The sequence below is a fragment of the Rhodococcus sp. H-CA8f genome (assembly GCF_002501585.1).
GTDB lineage: Bacteria > Actinomycetota > Actinomycetes > Mycobacteriales > Mycobacteriaceae > Rhodococcus_F > Rhodococcus_F erythropolis.
Genome location: NZ_CP023720.1, coordinates 2,192,662 through 2,206,640, shown reverse-complemented (window position 1 = coordinate 2,206,640; position 13,979 = coordinate 2,192,662). Strand labels below are relative to the sequence as shown.

Sequence of the window (13,979 nt, the reverse complement as noted above, 5' to 3'; positions counted from 1 at the left end):
GATCAGGCCTGGCCGGCTGCCGCGTTGATCGGTGCCATGTCGAAATAGTCGCGCCAGGCTTTGATCTTTCCGTCCTCGACTTCGAATACCCCCATGACCGGGAGCGCTACCTCGGCGCCGTTGATGGTGAAGACGTCGACGCGCTCGTTCATGACGGTGTTGCCGTCCGCGACCTGACGCTTGATCTGAAAGTCGATGTTGCCGAAGGCACCGACAAACTGCTCGATGAACGCCCGGACGGCCTCGCGACCGACCACGGGCTCCATCGGAATGTTGTGATAAACGACGTCATCGGTGAAGTAGTCGACGATCTTTGCAACATCGGCGGCCGCCCACAGCGCGCAGAAATCGGTGATCAGCTTGTCCGATGTCATTGTGTTCCAGCCTCTTTCGAATCGTTTTCGTAGGGTTCGATGATTGCCAGGATGCTTTCGATCTCGCCTGCCGGTATCCCGAAGTACTCGGTGACGAAAACTGTGACGGCCGGTGCCTGGCCAGGTGTTCCGAGGTCGAGCAGATACCGCGCGACGACGCTCTCGCCCCACTCACGCAGCGCGAGTTCACGTATCGCCACGATTCCGCGATATTGCTGCCCCTGTTCGAGCTCGTTGCTGATGAACGCGCCGGTGTCACCGGTTCGCTGACCGTTCTCGACCCGCCAGGCGTCAGCTGCGAATCGGACCTTCGTTGCGTCGTGAGTGAGCAATGCGTTCACGTATTCACGCGCCATGGCGACGCGCCCACTGACCGCAGACTCCGTGGAGTGCTTGGCAATTGCACCCAGGATCGACTCAGCCAACTCCGGTCGGCAGATCACGAGATCCGGAAGGTAGGGGTGAGATTCGTTGTAGAGCAGCGGCGAACCGTCGATGCGGCTGCAATGCAGCCCGGCCGCCTGTCCGACGCCGACGGGTGCGGCCGAATCCCATTCCCACTGCCCACCGGCATGCAGGTAGGCGTCGACCTCGCCTCGCACGACCGCCATCGCCTTGGCGCCGGCCGATCCCATGTGCACCACGTCGGCGCCGAGTTCGGCTGCCACCGCCTCGGTGAATGCGGGCGGTCGCGATCCGCTGACTACTACGCGGAGCGGCGAATTCGCGGGAACCGAATCGGCCTCGTCGCCACTGGAGTACACCGCTCCGAGCGCCGGCTGAGCAACCGCGGCTGCGGTAATTCCGCTACCGCGCTCCCAAAGCGCCACGTGCACTGCCCAATCCGCGTGATCCGGCAAGCCGTATTCCTTGGAGCCGTCCAGCGGATCGATGATCCAAACCCGGGATGCGTCCAGACGATTGCGATCATCGGCAGACTCCTCCGAGAGCACGGAATCCTCCGGCCGCTCGGCGGCCAACCGGTCGAGGATGTAGGAATCGGCGGCCTTGTCGCCCCGGCGACCAAGCTCACGACCGTCGTCGACACCCAGGCCCTCGGCTCGGATCCCCAGGAGGATCGCACCAGCGGCCTGCGCCAATTCCGCCGCGAGTGCCTCGTCGGCGATTCTGCTGTGTGTGGATTCGCTCACCGGTCCAACACTTCCATAATTCGCAGCGCAAGTTCGGTAGGCGTTCCGTCTTCGGGTCTGATCACCAGCTCGGCACTGACTGGAGCCTCGTACGGATCGTCGACTCCGGTGAAACCCTTGATTTCCCCGGCCCTGGCCTTGGCGTACATACCCTTGGGGTCTCGGGCTTCACATTGCTCGATCGGGGTGTCGACGTAAACCTCGACGAACTTCAGCCCGGCGGCCTCGTGCGCCGCCCGCACTCGATCACGATCTTCGCGGTACGGGCTGATCAGGCAGGCCACTGCCACTGCACCTGAATCAGCGAACAACTGCGCCACCGAGCCGACTCGGCGGACGTTCTCGGCTCGGTCCTCGGCACTGAATCCCAGATCCGCGTTCAATCCGTGCCGGAGGTTGTCGCCGTCGAGGCGGTACGCCGGGATACCCGCGGCCACCAAGCGGCGTTCGAGTTCCACCGCGATCGTCGACTTACCCGAGGCCGAGAGACCGGTGAGCCAGACGGTGGCGCCGGCAGTCGCACGTTCCTCACGAGAAACCTCCGCACTGTGCCAGACGACGCGCGATTCCTTGAGTGTCGGACCGTTGATCATTCCGGCCGCGACGGTATTACCCGTGGTCTCGTCCACGAGAATGAAGCTGCCCGTCACCCGATTGCGGCGGTAGGGATCGAACATCAACGGCTGCTGCGTCTTGATCGAGATGCGACCGATCTCGTTGAGGGACAGAGATTCTGCCTTCTCGTCGCGGTGCAGAGAATTCACGTCCAGGCGATAGTCGAGCTTGACGATCTGCGCTTTCGTGGAGCGCGTGGTGTGCAGCAACGAGTAGCGGTTGTTCTCCGACAGGGTGGTCTGTTCAGTCAACCAACAGACCATCGCATCGATTTCCTGCCCGACCTGCGGCCGGTTGTTGAGCCGACACAATTGGTCCCCGCGGCTGACGTCGAGATCGTCGGCCAGCTCGATGCAGACGGCCGAGGGCGCAAACGCCTCGTCGATCACGTCACCGCCCGGCCCGTGGACTGCCTTCACCGTCGAGGTGAATCCTGAAGGTAATGCCACGATTTCGTCGCCGGGTTTGAAGACGCCACTGGCCACCGTTCCGGCGTATCCACGGAAATCGTGGAGGTCGGCATCCGTTTGCTTCTGCGGACGGATCACGTACTGCACCGGGAAACGCGCGTCGATCAAGTTGCGATCCGAAGCGATGTGTACCTGCTCGAGATGGTGCAGCAGAGAAGGCCCGTCGTACCAGGACATGTTCTCGGTCCGGGCAACGATGTTGTCCCCCAACAGCGCCGACACCGGAATGAACGTCAGATCGTGGACGTCCAGTTTGATCGCGAATTGCCGGAATTCTTCCTTGATCTCCTCGAACCGTTCCTGAGACCAGCCCACGAGGTCCATTTTGTTCACACACAGCACGAGGTGGGGTATCCCCAGGAGAGTCGACAAGAAAGCGTGCCGTCGCGTCTGTTCGAGCACACCTTTGCGTGCGTCCACCAGGATCAGGGCAAGGTCGGCCGTCGAAGCGCCGGTCACCATGTTGCGGGTGTACTGCTCGTGCCCGGGTGTGTCCGCGATGATGAACTTCCGGTGAGGGGTCGCGAAATACCTGTGGGCCACGTCGATCGTTATGCCCTGTTCACGCTCGGCGCGCAATCCGTCGGTCAGTAGCGCGAGGTTGGCGTACTCGTCGCCGCGTTCTCGACTGCTCCGCTCCACGGCCTCGAGTTGGTCCTCGAAGATCGACTTGGAGTCGTAGAGCAACCGGCCGATGAGTGTCGATTTTCCGTCGTCGACACTGCCCGCTGTAGCGACTCTCAGCAGTTGCGGCATCAGAAGTACCCCTCTTTCTTACGATCTTCCATGCCAGCTTCGGAAATCCGGTCATCAGCTCTGGTTGCGCCACGCTCCGTGATACGGCTCGCCGCAACTTCTTCCACGACAGCGGCCGGTGTTTCGGCCGACGATTCGACGCATCCGGTACACGTTGCGTCGCCGACCGTACGGAAGCGCACCAACGCCTCGTAGGACTCCTCGCCGGCACGAAGTTCGAGGAAGCGGGTGCGTGCCAACAACATTCCGTCGCGCGGAACCACTTCGCGACGATGGGCGTAGTAGATGCCGGGAAGGTCGATCCGTTCCTTCTCTATGTACTGCCAGATGTCGAGCTCTGTCCAGTTGGAAAGCGGGAAGATCCGAATGTGTTCACCCTTACGGTGTTTGCCGTTGTACAGGTTCCACAGTTCAGGTCGCTGCACCTTGGGATCCCACTGCCCGAACTCGTCCCGGAAGCTGAACACCCTCTCTTTGGCGCGTGCCTTCTCCTCGTCTCGGCGAGCACCACCGAACACGGCGTCGAAGTTATTGTCGCGAATTCCGCGCAGCAACGCGTGCGTCTGCAGGCGATTGCGACTCGAACCGACTCCGGTGTCCTCGATGACGCGTCCGGCGTCGATGTCGTCCTGCACGCTGGAGACGACAAGACGCAGGTTGAAGCGATCGACCGTGCGGTCGCGGAACTCGATCACCTCGTCGAAATTGTGACCGGTGTCGACGTGCATCACGGCGAACGGCAATGGAGCAGGCCAGAATGCCTTGGCCGCTACGTGCAGCATCACGACGGAATCCTTACCTCCGGAGAACAGGAGGACCGGCTTTTCGAAAGTCGCTGCGACTTCGCGGAAAATATGGACCGCCTCCGCTTCGAGTGCCCGCAAATGCGACAACTCGTAGGCGGGCGGGGTCTGGAGTGTTGCCATGTCTTTCGCTCCTGAGCATCACGTACTCCGTGCGGAACACCATTTCCGCATCGGTACATTTATGTACCGGACTGGTTCTAAATTGAACGCAATCACAGAATAGAACTCGTTCTACCCAAAGGTCAATGACCGGCAATCAGACGTCACAAACCGCGAACCGGACTCCGGCCACCAACTTCCGCCGTCACCGCATCCGCCGCCGTAACCAGCGCCACAGCCCTTCGCTCGATCTCGGCGCCCGTAATCGCCCCGCCCACATAAAGTGTCAGCACAAGGGCCTGATGCCCCTCGGCGTCGTAGGTCGGGGCCGCGATGAGACTGACGGGATGCTCGTCGTCAGAGCTGATGTCGCGCCCGAGGTACACCCTCTCGCCCAGGCTCGACACCATCTCCCCGAGCAGTTCACGCACCTCCGGCGGAAGATCGTGCGTCGCAACGCCCGCCATCAACGTGTGCAGTCGCTGCCCGACTGGATCCAGACTCTCGACCAGATACCCCGCAGCGCGACACTCGCGGACCACGTTCCACAGACGCTCGCGATCCAAGCGCACCGGCAGGCTCGGCTCTTTGCTCAGCCAACTGTCCATGTCGTGATCCGAACCCCAGAGGACGTACATCAGTCCGACCGGTGGTGCGAACGGGTACACCTGACCGACCTTGGCAGCGCGACGCGCTCCGATCGGTCCGGTCACTTCGAGAACGCTGATCTGATCACCGATCACACCGGACGCCGTGCACGTCGTTCCGAACTCCGTGCTCACTTTCTCCAGATGGGTGCGGGCAATGGGTCCGACGGCAAATCCTCGCTGAGCTGCACGTCCGGCCGCGATCAAGGCCGGACCGAGCCCATAGGTCTTCGACACCTCGTCCCGAGTCAGGTATCCACGATCAGCCAGCGCCGTGAGGATTCCCAGGCAGGTGGGCTTGCTGATCTCGAGCGCGCGGGCCAGTTCCGACAGCCCGAACCGCTGATCAGGGCGGCCGACGAGGTAGTCGAGCACCTGAACCACCCGTTCGGTGGGAGGCGATTGTCTCCCCCGCGGGCGTCCCTCTTCAGGCGTCTTCTCCGGTCCACCCATTGACCACTCCCTAGAACGCGTTCTATTGTCGAAATACCCAACATCTACCAAATAGGTACATATTTGTACCACGACGCTCTGGACCGGCGACATAGTCGGAACTGTGAGGAGCCAGCGTGCTGACGGACCCGTTTGCCGAGGCGATCGCCGAAGCCGAGAAATTGATCGAGACTGCGCCGCACATCAGATCCGAACAGGATCTACTGGAGGGATACCAATATCTGGCAGGCGGAATCATCGCGACGACGCATGCCGCCTGGGCCAGCGAAAAGACCCATCCGAGTTTCATCCAGGGCACCGGACCATTCACCAAGATGGGTCTCGACAACCCGGACACCCTCTACTTCGGCGCCCGTATCAACGACGACAAGGAATACAAGGTCACCGGAAAGCGCGGCACCACAGCCGATCTCAGCTTCCAGGTGTTGAGTGGGAACTACACCAACTCGAACGTTCCCGGCAGCGAAATCGCCTTCGACGACCGCGAGCTGGAGATAGACGACGACGGCAACTTCGTCGCTTGGTTCGGCCCTGGCCCCGCCGACGGCCGAGCCAACTACTACACCCTGGCCCCCGGATCCTCGCAGCTGGTCGTTCGCGAGGTCTACAGCGACTGGAGTCAGCAGCGCGGCGTGATCCGCATCGAGCGCACCGATTCGATCGGGATCGCGCCGCCACCTCTCACCGCCGAAGAGACCGAGAAGCGTTACGCCCGGGCTGGGAAGGCACTGGTCACGCGGGTCAAGACGTGGCTCCAGTTCCCGGAGTGGTTCTACCTCAAGCTCACGGTCAACACCATGACCGAACCACGCCTGACACCGGGCGGGCTGGCAACGCAGTACTCGTCGGTGGGACATTACGAACTCACCGACGAGCAGGCGATGATCATCACCGTTCCCGCCTCCGACGCACCGTATCTCGGCTTCCAACTGGGGAGCCTCTGGTACATCTCACTGGACTACGTCAATCATCAGACCTCCCTCAACAACGGCCAGGCACAGGTCGATCCGGACGGGATGGTCCGAATGGTGGTCAGCGAGAAGAACCCCGGTGTCACCAACTGGATCGAAACCGTCGGACATCCGCGCGGCATTCTGCAGTTCCGTTGGCAGCGCGTGTCCCGCGAGCTGACGCCGCAGGACGGTCCCACCGTCGAAATCGTCGCCGTCGCAGATATTGCGAAGCACCTGCCGCATTTCGACACCAACACCATCACCGCCGAGGACTGGGCAGCGCGCATTGCCCAGCGCCAGGCCGCCATCGACAACCGAATGCTGGGGTAATCATGACCGCCTTGCTCGAAGACCGTGTAGTAGTCATCTCCGGAGTCGGCCCGGCACTCGGCCGCGCTCTGGCCCTTCGATGTGCGTCGGCCGGCGCGAGTCTTGTTCTCGCAGCACGTACGCAATCGCGACTCGACGACGTTGCGAAAGAAATAGTCGATGCCGGTGGGCGCGCCGTCACCGTTGCCACCGACATCACCGGCCAGGCTTCCGCCGAGAATCTGGTGGCCGAGTCCATTGCCGCCTACGGCAAAGTCGACACTCTGATCAACAACGCATTCTCGATTCCGTCGATGAAACCGTTGGCTCGCACCGATTACCAGCACATCCGCGACAGCATCGAACTGACCGTACTGGGTGCGTTGCGCCTGACTCAGCTGTTCACGCCGGCACTTGCCGAGTCGGACGGCTCCGTGGTGAACATCAATTCGATGGTGTTGCGGCATTCGCAAGAGCGTTACGGCAGCTACAAGATGGCGAAGTCGGCCCTGCTCGCCATGTCGCAGTCCCTGGCCACCGAACTCGGCCCGCAGGGAATTCGTGTCAATTCGATTGCACCCGGCTATATCTGGGGCGACACCCTCAAGGGATACTTCGCGCACCAGGCGGAGAAGTTCGGCATGACTGTCGAGCAGATCTACGAGCACACTGCGTCGAACACCGACCTCAAGCGCCTGCCGACGACGGATGAAGTATCCGATGCGGCGATCTTCCTGGCGTCCCCGATGGCCAGCGCGATCACCGGCCAATGCATCGACGTCAACTGCGGCGAATTCCATCACTAGGAGCACCATGACTGAACGCACTCACGTCGGCACCGTCGAGGATCTCCATGCCTCGGCGACGCGGATGACCGGCCTGACGGACTTCGGCGTCGACGATTACACCGAGGCTCTGTCGGTCCTCCTCGAGTCTTACGACCGCGACGAGGATCTGACGCCCTTCGGCAGCAAGATCTCTCGGGTATTCCTTCGCGGCGCCCTGGTGGCCCGTCTCCTCAGCGAATCGGCGTGGAAGGAGCATCCGGAACACGCCGACGTCAAGATCGAGCGGCCGATCTTCGTCACCGGATTGCCACGCACGGGCACCACTGCCTTGCACCGCCTCCTCACGGTCGACCCGGCTCACCAGGGCCTCGAGATGTGGCTGACCGAGTTCCCTCAGCCTCGCCCGCCTCGCGATACGTGGGAATCGAACCCGGTCTTCGCCAAGATCGAGGAGACATTCGGTCAACACCACGTCGAGCATCCCGAATTCATGGGCGTGCACTACATGTCGGCCAGTGAAGTCGAAGAATGTTGGCAACTCTTGCGTCAGACGTTCAAGTCCGTGTCGTACGAGTGCCTGGCGAATCTACCCACGTACTCCGCATGGCTGAAGGACCAGGAGTGGTCGAACGCCTATGCACGACACAAGAAGAACCTGCAGCTGATCGGTCTGCCCGATCAGGATCGACGGTGGGTCCTCAAGAACCCGAGCCACCTGTTTGCGCTCGACGAATTGATGGAGGCGTACCCCGACGCTCTCGTCATCCAGACTCACCGCTCCCCTACGACGATCATTCCGTCGGTATGCAGCCTGGCCGCCCAGGCGACAGAGGGTTGGTCGAACACGTTCACCGACAAGGTGATCGGCGAAAGTCAGCTCGAATTGTGGGCCAGGGGGCTCGAGCAGTTCGACAGTGCACGCGCACACCACAATCCCGCGCAGTTCATCGACGTCGACTATCAGGACTTCGTCACCGATCCACTGGGAACCGTCGAGAACATCTACACGCACTTCGACATCCCGTTGACATCTACCGCCCAGCAGTCGATGGAGGCCATGCACGAGGAAAGCCGCTCGGGTGCTCGCAAACCGTCGCACAAGTACACGCTCGAGGAGTTCGGCCTGACGAAGGAACAGGTGGAGGAGCGATTCGGAACTCGCTGACCACCGTTGGTCGACGACCTTGCTGACGACCTTGCTGACGACTGAAGCCCCCGCCGGACGGCGGGGGCTTCAGTACGCAACTCGGTCAGCTGCTGAAATGCTCGCCGAGCAACCGGTCCAACTCCGTCGGCGCCTCGTCGGGAATCCAGTGGCTCACACCCCGGAGAACTTCGAACCGATACGGACCGTCGACAAACGCGGGAGTGAGGGCAGAACCCTTGGGCCCGATGGCGGCGTCGCCGTCACTCCAGACGTGCAGGGTCGGCACGGTGACCCGGGCAGCTGCCGGGTTCGGCTTGGTCATCCACATCGCGCGGTACCAGTTCAGACCGCCGCGCAGTCTGCCGGGAGCGAGCATGGCGTTCAGATCGCGCCGCGCATTCGCCGGCGTCTGCCCACTCGAAACCAGGAACTTCTCGCCCAGCGATGACGAGGCCAGAATCTTCTCAGGAACGAAGGGTAATTGGAACGCCCCCATGTACCACGATTTCAGTCCCTGAGTGCTGGTCACCATCGCCTTGATGAAGGCCAGCGGGTGCGGAACCGACACCGTGGTAACGGTATCGAGCAAATCCGGCCGTTCGGCAGCCACCTGCCACGCGACCGCGGCACCCCAGTCGTGGCCGACCAGGTGCACCTTCCCCACACCGAGTGTGTCGATCAGCGCGACAGTGTCGGCGGCGAGTTCGGACCCGCGGTAGGCCCAGCGCGCTTTCGGCCGGGCACCGGGTGAGTACCCTCGCTGGTCCGGCGCCACGGTGCGGAAGCCGCGGGCGTGCAGTAACGGCGCGAGGTGATCCCATGAGCGGGAATCCTGCGGAAATCCGTGCAGGAGGACCACGACCGGACCGTCTGCCGGTCCTTCGTCGCGTACGTCGAAGGTCAGCCCGGACCGGGAGTACGAGGTGAGGCGATCCGCCGGCGTAGTCATAGCGCCACGCTAGTCTTCGCGGCCCGTGTAATCGGAGCCTTTTCACCTGCGCGCAGGAACTGGCCTGTCTTTTCGATGCCGAATCCCGGGGCGAATTCACCTTCGCGGTAGACGAGTCGGCCGTTGATCACTGTCGCGACGGCCGCATCGTCGCTGCGGTTGACCATTCGACTGATCCCGCCGTACTCGGGAACGGTTGCCTCGAACAAGCCGTCGACCGACTCGTCGAGCCCGGCTGGATCGATGACAACGAAGTCCGCGCGGTCGCCCTGGCGTAGATGTCCGGCGTCGATGCCGTACCAGTCCGCCAGTTCACCGGTCAGGCGGTGGATTGCGCGCTCGATGGTGAGGAACGGCTTGCGGTCACTCTGAGCGTCCTTGACGCGCTTGAGGAGTCGCACCGGGTAGTTGTAGAACGCCATGTTGCGCAGATGTGCGCCGGCATCGCCGAAGCCCATCTGCACACCGGAACTCGCGGCGAGTTTCTTCGCGAACTTGGGCCGGTGATTGGCAATGGTGGTGCGCCAGCGAAGATCTCGCCCGTACTTCACCACCAGGTCGAGGTACGCGTCCACCGGATGCACTCCGCGGATGTCACCGACCTGACCGAAGTTCTTGCCGATCAACGTCTCGTCCGGGCATCCCACGATGACCGCATCGTAGAAATTGCGATGCCAGATGCGGGGTGAGAACTTGTTGTCGTAGTCCTTACGGAATGCGCGACGGTACGACTCGTCCTGGAGCAGTTCGTTGCGCTCCACCTGGTCCTTGAGATGCAAAGCGGCGGCGCCGGCACCGAACTCCTCGAACACGACCAGGTCGATTCCATCCGCGTAGACGGTGAAGGGAACCGGAAGGTGCTGCCACTTGAAATCGGTCTTCGCGAAGCGATTGAGCAGTGGGGCCGCAGCGAGCATGAAGTACACGATCACCGGGTAGGCCTTCGAATCCGCACCGGAGAGCAGCGACGTCTTGAGCGGCTTCTTGCGTCCGATGGCGGAGCTTTCGGCGAAGAACGCCGCGACGTTCGGATGCAGGTTGATGGTCGGAGCGCTCTGCAAGATCTTTCCGCGATCGCGAAGGATGCGGTTGAGGAATCGGAACTCTTTCCACCGTGCATACGTCGACGGCAAAGAGCGAGAACGGTATTCGTCGCCGTCGATCTTGTCGAGGGCATTGGTCATCGACGACAGGCCTAGCATCCCCGCATCGATGGCGTCCTCGAGCATCGAGCCCATCCGGCCGAGTTCCGAGCGGGTCGGCTTGACCTTCTTGTCGGTGCCGCGCCCCAATCCGAGTACGTGCGTGCGGATGTCGGAGTGGCCGATGAATGCCGCGACATTGGGTCCGAGGGGAAGGGCTTCGAGTGCGGCGGTGTAGGCCGCGGGACCGGTCCAGGTCTTGTTCGCTTCGAGGATGCGCAGCACCGCGTCGTGGGGAACTGCTTCGACCCGGCTGAACAGGTCAGCGATTTCACGCGGGGTCGAATACACCGCCGACAGCGAGCAATTGCCGAGCACGACCGTAGTGACGCCGTGGCGAACCGATTCCGGAAGGCCTGGACTGACCAAGGCTTCGGCGTCGTAGTGCGTGTGGACGTCGACAAAGCCCGGGAGAACCCACTTGCCGGCCGCGTCGATCACCTCGGTGTCCGGCCCGATCTCCAGGCGCGTCGTGGACACCTCCGCGACCACGCCGTCTCGAATTCCGAGATTTCGACGCAGACCAGGAGCCCCCGTCCCGTCGAACCACAACCCGTCGTTGACCACGATGTCGAAAGCAGACACTGTCGGACTCCTCGCCTCACGTATGTGTTACCTCACGTTATAGACAGCGTTGAGTAAAAGTCAATGAACCTTCCGAACCAATACATAAGATGTCGGAATGGCCGCAGTCCCCCGCTCCCCCGAAGACCGTCAGAGGCAAATCCTCGAGGTAGCAGTACGCATGTTGCGGACCGAGCCTTTCGACCAACTGTCGATGGATCGCGTCGCAGCCGAGGCCGGTGTCTCGCCCCCACTGCTGTTTCACTACTTCAAGAACAAGAAGGGTTTCCAGAACGCGATCCTCGAGGCTGCCTCGGCCGATCTCGAAGATCGAATGCGACCGGATCCCGAACTACCGATCACGTCCCAGCTGCGTTCAGGTATCGAAACTTTCGTCGATGCCGTTATCGAGCACCCCACCATTTACCTCGCCGTGATGCGTATGGCCGGCAGTGGCGACGTCCGGATGCGCACGATCTATCGCGGGATGCGCCGAACGTTCACCACATGGATCGTCGCCGCGCTCACAAATCTGGGCATCGAATCGAATGCGACCGTCGAGGCGACCATCGCCGGGTGGCAGGCATTCATGGAGGAAATAGTCGTCAACTGGATCGACGAGCCGACCCTCGAACGAGGCGAGATGGTCGACCTCTGCGAACGAATTTTCTATCACTGCCTACCGGCGGCGGGCATCAGCGTGGAACAAATAGTGGCGGCCACCATGGCTGCGACGGCCAGTGAGTCCGGCGCAACAAAACTGTGATCTTCGCGCCGGGGTTTCACAGGTGGTCACGATTGGGTATCTTGCTTGCAGTGGCGCTGGACCACGACCCCAACACATGAAGGATCCAACATGGAGTCTGTCGAAAACGTATTGCCCGAGGGTGTCAAGCTCGAAGACGTCTTGAGTGTCCTCAAGGTCGCAGTTGCGGGCATCGGCCTCATCAGCGCACTTTCGGCATTCAGCTGATCGCAAAGCGTCATCGACAGGCCGGACTTCGGGGAGTCCGGCCTGTTTTTTGTTTCCGCTCCTGAACAATCCGTGAACTTTTCAGCAACTTCAGCGCAAAGTGGTCATTTCGACCAAAACAAGCGTCCAGTTTGCTAACTTGTGTCTGCGACACAAGGTCGTACAGAAACACCACGCAGACACAACCTTGTACATACAAACCTGTACATACGACACGGAGGACCGAAACATGGGTTCCATCAACACCCTCAGCGCCGTCATCGACATCATCAAGGTCGTCCAGCCGTTGATCGCCAAGCTCAACCTCAGCTGATTCGCTTGCACCACACCCCTGCCAGGGCGTAACTCGAAATGGGGCCGACATTGTCGGCCCCATTTTCCGTAGGTGCTCTATCTCAGCCGAGTGCCTTCTTGATCTCTCCTGCCAGTACCGACGCCAGCTGCGGCGGCACCGCATTGCCGATCATCGTGCGCACCGCTCCCCACTTACCCTCGAAGACGTAGTCGTCGGGAAAGGTCTGGAGGCGAGCAGCTTCTCGAACGGTCAACGATCGCGTGTGTTTCGGATGCACGTTGCGTGAAGCCGAGATCATCCCGAAAGTGGTTCCGACCGTGGACGCCGGCTCGTCCCACCGGAGGCGCTTGTACGTCGTGTTGTACCCGGACGACGGTCGCATGGCCGGATCTTCGTTGTCGTGAGCCGACATTCCTTCCGGCACATCACGCAGCCACCGCAGGACGTGCTCGGGATGCTCGACGGCCCAGTGCAGCGGGTCCGTTTCGCAGGTCTGTCCGGATTCCAGCGGAGCCAGGTCGACGGTGGCATCGCGAAAAGTCCTCAGCGGTGCAACACCATTCACGCCGTGAGTCTTCGGCGGAAAACGCAGCGGCCCGATACTACTGTCGCGGCGGGTCGCCACGATGAACACTCGTTCCCGGAACTGCGGGACGCCGTAATCCTGCGCATTGACCGTGTTGACCGACGCGTCGTAACCGCATGCAGCCATCTCGCCGAGAATCCGGTCGACGACCATCCCACCGTCCGGGTCCTTCATGCTGAGCAGCAGTCGCACGTTTTCCATCACCAAGACCTTCGGCTTCACCAATTCGGCGAGCTGCAGCAGGTTCCGGAAGAGATGGTTGCGCGGATCGTCGCGGTCTCGCCGGCCGGCGAGGCTGAACCCCTGACACGGCGGTCCCCCAGCCAACACATCGATGTCCACTTGTGCCAGAAGATCTTTCACCCGGGCTTCGTCGATCGCCCGAATGTCCTCGCCGAGGCACCTCGCGCCGGGGAAGTTCCGATCGAAGGTCGCACGCGCCTCCGGCACGACTTCGATGTATCCCTCCACCGAAAACCCCGCCATCCGAAAGCCTTCGGCCATACCGCCACAACCCGAGAACGCTGTCAATACGGTGGGGCCCCCGCTTCCTGCCCCCGCGACGGCACGCCTGGCCACCGAGGCGGGGTCGTTGACCGGTGTCACTCGACGCGCACGGGTACTGCCGCTCGATCGCTTCCGGGGGGCCGCGTACGTACCCTCACGCTTGGCCGCTTCCAGCGCGGAGAGGGCCGTGAGAACTGCTCGTTCCGCCGGTGGCTTCGGATACGCCTTGTCGAGTTCCCACGCGGAGACGACGGCTGACGAGACTCCCGCTTGACGGGCGAACTGGAACTGACTGATCCCCACGTCCAAGCGCCGTGATCGCAGGTCCTCTCCCG

The 13,979-nt window shown here is 61.9% G+C and carries 13 protein-coding genes; 5 read left to right on the top strand and 8 right to left on the bottom strand.

What is annotated here, in order from left to right; all coding sequences use genetic code 11:
* Positions 1–2: 2 nt before the first annotated feature.
* The 5 genes from CPI83_RS10515 to CPI83_RS10495 all read right to left on the bottom strand — a co-directional run bounded on the left by CPI83_RS10515 (position 3) and on the right by CPI83_RS10495 (position 5,371).
* Positions 3–374, bottom strand: coding sequence for a limonene-1,2-epoxide hydrolase family protein (locus CPI83_RS10515; protein WP_042952314.1), 372 nt, complete (start codon positions 372–374; stop codon positions 3–5).
* Positions 371–1,525 (bottom strand): 3'(2'),5'-bisphosphate nucleotidase CysQ, encoded by a 1,155-nt coding sequence (locus tag CPI83_RS10510; protein ID WP_060939013.1) that lies wholly within the window; start codon positions 1,523–1,525, stop codon positions 371–373. The genes CPI83_RS10515 and CPI83_RS10510 overlap by 4 nt, the downstream gene beginning before the upstream one ends.
* Positions 1,522–3,366, bottom strand: coding sequence for an adenylyl-sulfate kinase (gene cysC, locus CPI83_RS10505; protein ID WP_060939012.1), 1,845 nt, complete (start codon positions 3,364–3,366; stop codon positions 1,522–1,524). Before cysC ends, CPI83_RS10510 begins: the two co-directional genes overlap by 4 nt.
* The gene (gene cysD / locus CPI83_RS10500) at positions 3,366–4,292 is read right to left on the bottom strand and encodes a sulfate adenylyltransferase subunit CysD (RefSeq protein WP_097387193.1); all 927 of its coding nucleotides are present in this window, start codon (positions 4,290–4,292) and stop codon (positions 3,366–3,368) included. Before cysD ends, cysC begins: the two co-directional genes overlap by 1 nt.
* Before the next feature lie 143 nt (positions 4,293–4,435).
* Positions 4,436–5,371 (bottom strand): helix-turn-helix domain-containing protein, encoded by a 936-nt coding sequence (locus tag CPI83_RS10495; protein ID WP_097387192.1) that lies wholly within the window; start codon positions 5,369–5,371, stop codon positions 4,436–4,438.
* 116 nt (positions 5,372–5,487) lie between these two features.
* Here CPI83_RS10495 and CPI83_RS10490 point away from each other — a divergent pair, with 116 nt between their 5' ends.
* Genes CPI83_RS10490 through CPI83_RS10480 form a run of 3 tightly spaced genes read left to right on the top strand, consistent with a single transcriptional unit; the run spans position 5,488 to position 8,586 of the window.
* Positions 5,488–6,654, top strand: coding sequence for a hypothetical protein (locus CPI83_RS10490; protein WP_021334277.1), 1,167 nt, complete (start codon positions 5,488–5,490; stop codon positions 6,652–6,654).
* A gap of 2 nt (positions 6,655–6,656) precedes the next feature.
* Positions 6,657–7,439: an SDR family oxidoreductase gene (locus tag CPI83_RS10485; protein WP_097387191.1), complete on the top strand. Its 783-nt coding sequence runs from the start codon at positions 6,657–6,659 to the stop codon at positions 7,437–7,439.
* A 7-nt stretch (positions 7,440–7,446) separates the two neighbouring features.
* Positions 7,447–8,586 (top strand): sulfotransferase, encoded by a 1,140-nt coding sequence (locus tag CPI83_RS10480; protein ID WP_020908307.1) that lies wholly within the window; start codon positions 7,447–7,449, stop codon positions 8,584–8,586.
* Between the two features lie 85 nt (positions 8,587–8,671).
* Here the strand turns inward: CPI83_RS10480 and CPI83_RS10475 are convergent, their stop codons facing one another.
* Both CPI83_RS10475 and CPI83_RS10470 read right to left on the bottom strand, forming a co-directional pair.
* On the bottom strand, positions 8,672–9,517 hold the full coding sequence (locus tag CPI83_RS10475; protein WP_097387190.1) for an alpha/beta fold hydrolase: 846 nt from the start codon (positions 9,515–9,517) through the stop codon (positions 8,672–8,674).
* Entirely contained in the window at positions 9,514–11,304 is a 1,791-nt protein-coding gene (locus tag CPI83_RS10470) for an amidohydrolase family protein (protein ID WP_097387189.1), read from the bottom strand. The genes CPI83_RS10475 and CPI83_RS10470 overlap by 4 nt, the downstream gene beginning before the upstream one ends.
* Positions 11,305–11,401: 97 nt before the next feature.
* Here CPI83_RS10470 and CPI83_RS10465 point away from each other — a divergent pair, with 97 nt between their 5' ends.
* Positions 11,402–12,049 (top strand): TetR/AcrR family transcriptional regulator, encoded by a 648-nt coding sequence (locus CPI83_RS10465; protein WP_046378816.1) that lies wholly within the window; start codon positions 11,402–11,404, stop codon positions 12,047–12,049.
* 394 nt (positions 12,050–12,443) lie between these two features.
* A complete protein-coding gene (locus CPI83_RS31320) occupies positions 12,444–12,569 on the top strand; it encodes a hypothetical protein (protein WP_255246884.1) in 126 nt (41 codons plus the stop codon).
* A gap of 82 nt (positions 12,570–12,651) precedes the next feature.
* Here CPI83_RS31320 and CPI83_RS10460 read toward each other — a convergent pair whose 3' ends face one another.
* Positions 12,652–13,947 carry a DNA cytosine methyltransferase gene (locus CPI83_RS10460; RefSeq protein WP_097387188.1) on the bottom strand — a complete coding sequence of 432 codons (1,296 nt, stop codon included), beginning with the start codon at positions 13,945–13,947 and terminating at the stop codon, positions 12,652–12,654.
* Positions 13,948–13,979: the final 32 nt, after the last annotated feature.

Excerpts from the sequence above, each read along its gene's own strand:
- cysD (WP_097387193.1), bottom strand. The coding sequence starts at position 4,292 with ATGGCAACACTCCAGACCCCGCCCGCCTACGAGTTGTCGCATTTGCGG.
- CPI83_RS10485 (WP_097387191.1), top strand. The coding sequence starts at position 6,657 with ATGACCGCCTTGCTCGAAGACCGTGTAGTAGTCATCTCCGGAGTCGGC.
- CPI83_RS10465 (WP_046378816.1), top strand. The coding sequence starts at position 11,402 with ATGGCCGCAGTCCCCCGCTCCCCCGAAGACCGTCAGAGGCAAATCCTC.
- CPI83_RS10475 (WP_097387190.1), bottom strand. The coding sequence starts at position 9,517 with ATGACTACGCCGGCGGATCGCCTCACCTCGTACTCCCGGTCCGGGCTG.
- CPI83_RS10515 (WP_042952314.1), bottom strand. The coding sequence starts at position 374 with ATGACATCGGACAAGCTGATCACCGATTTCTGCGCGCTGTGGGCGGCC.
- CPI83_RS10495 (WP_097387192.1), bottom strand. The coding sequence starts at position 5,371 with ATGGGTGGACCGGAGAAGACGCCTGAAGAGGGACGCCCGCGGGGGAGA.
- CPI83_RS10480 (WP_020908307.1), top strand. The coding sequence starts at position 7,447 with ATGACTGAACGCACTCACGTCGGCACCGTCGAGGATCTCCATGCCTCG.
- cysC (WP_060939012.1), bottom strand. The coding sequence starts at position 3,366 with ATGCCGCAACTGCTGAGAGTCGCTACAGCGGGCAGTGTCGACGACGGA.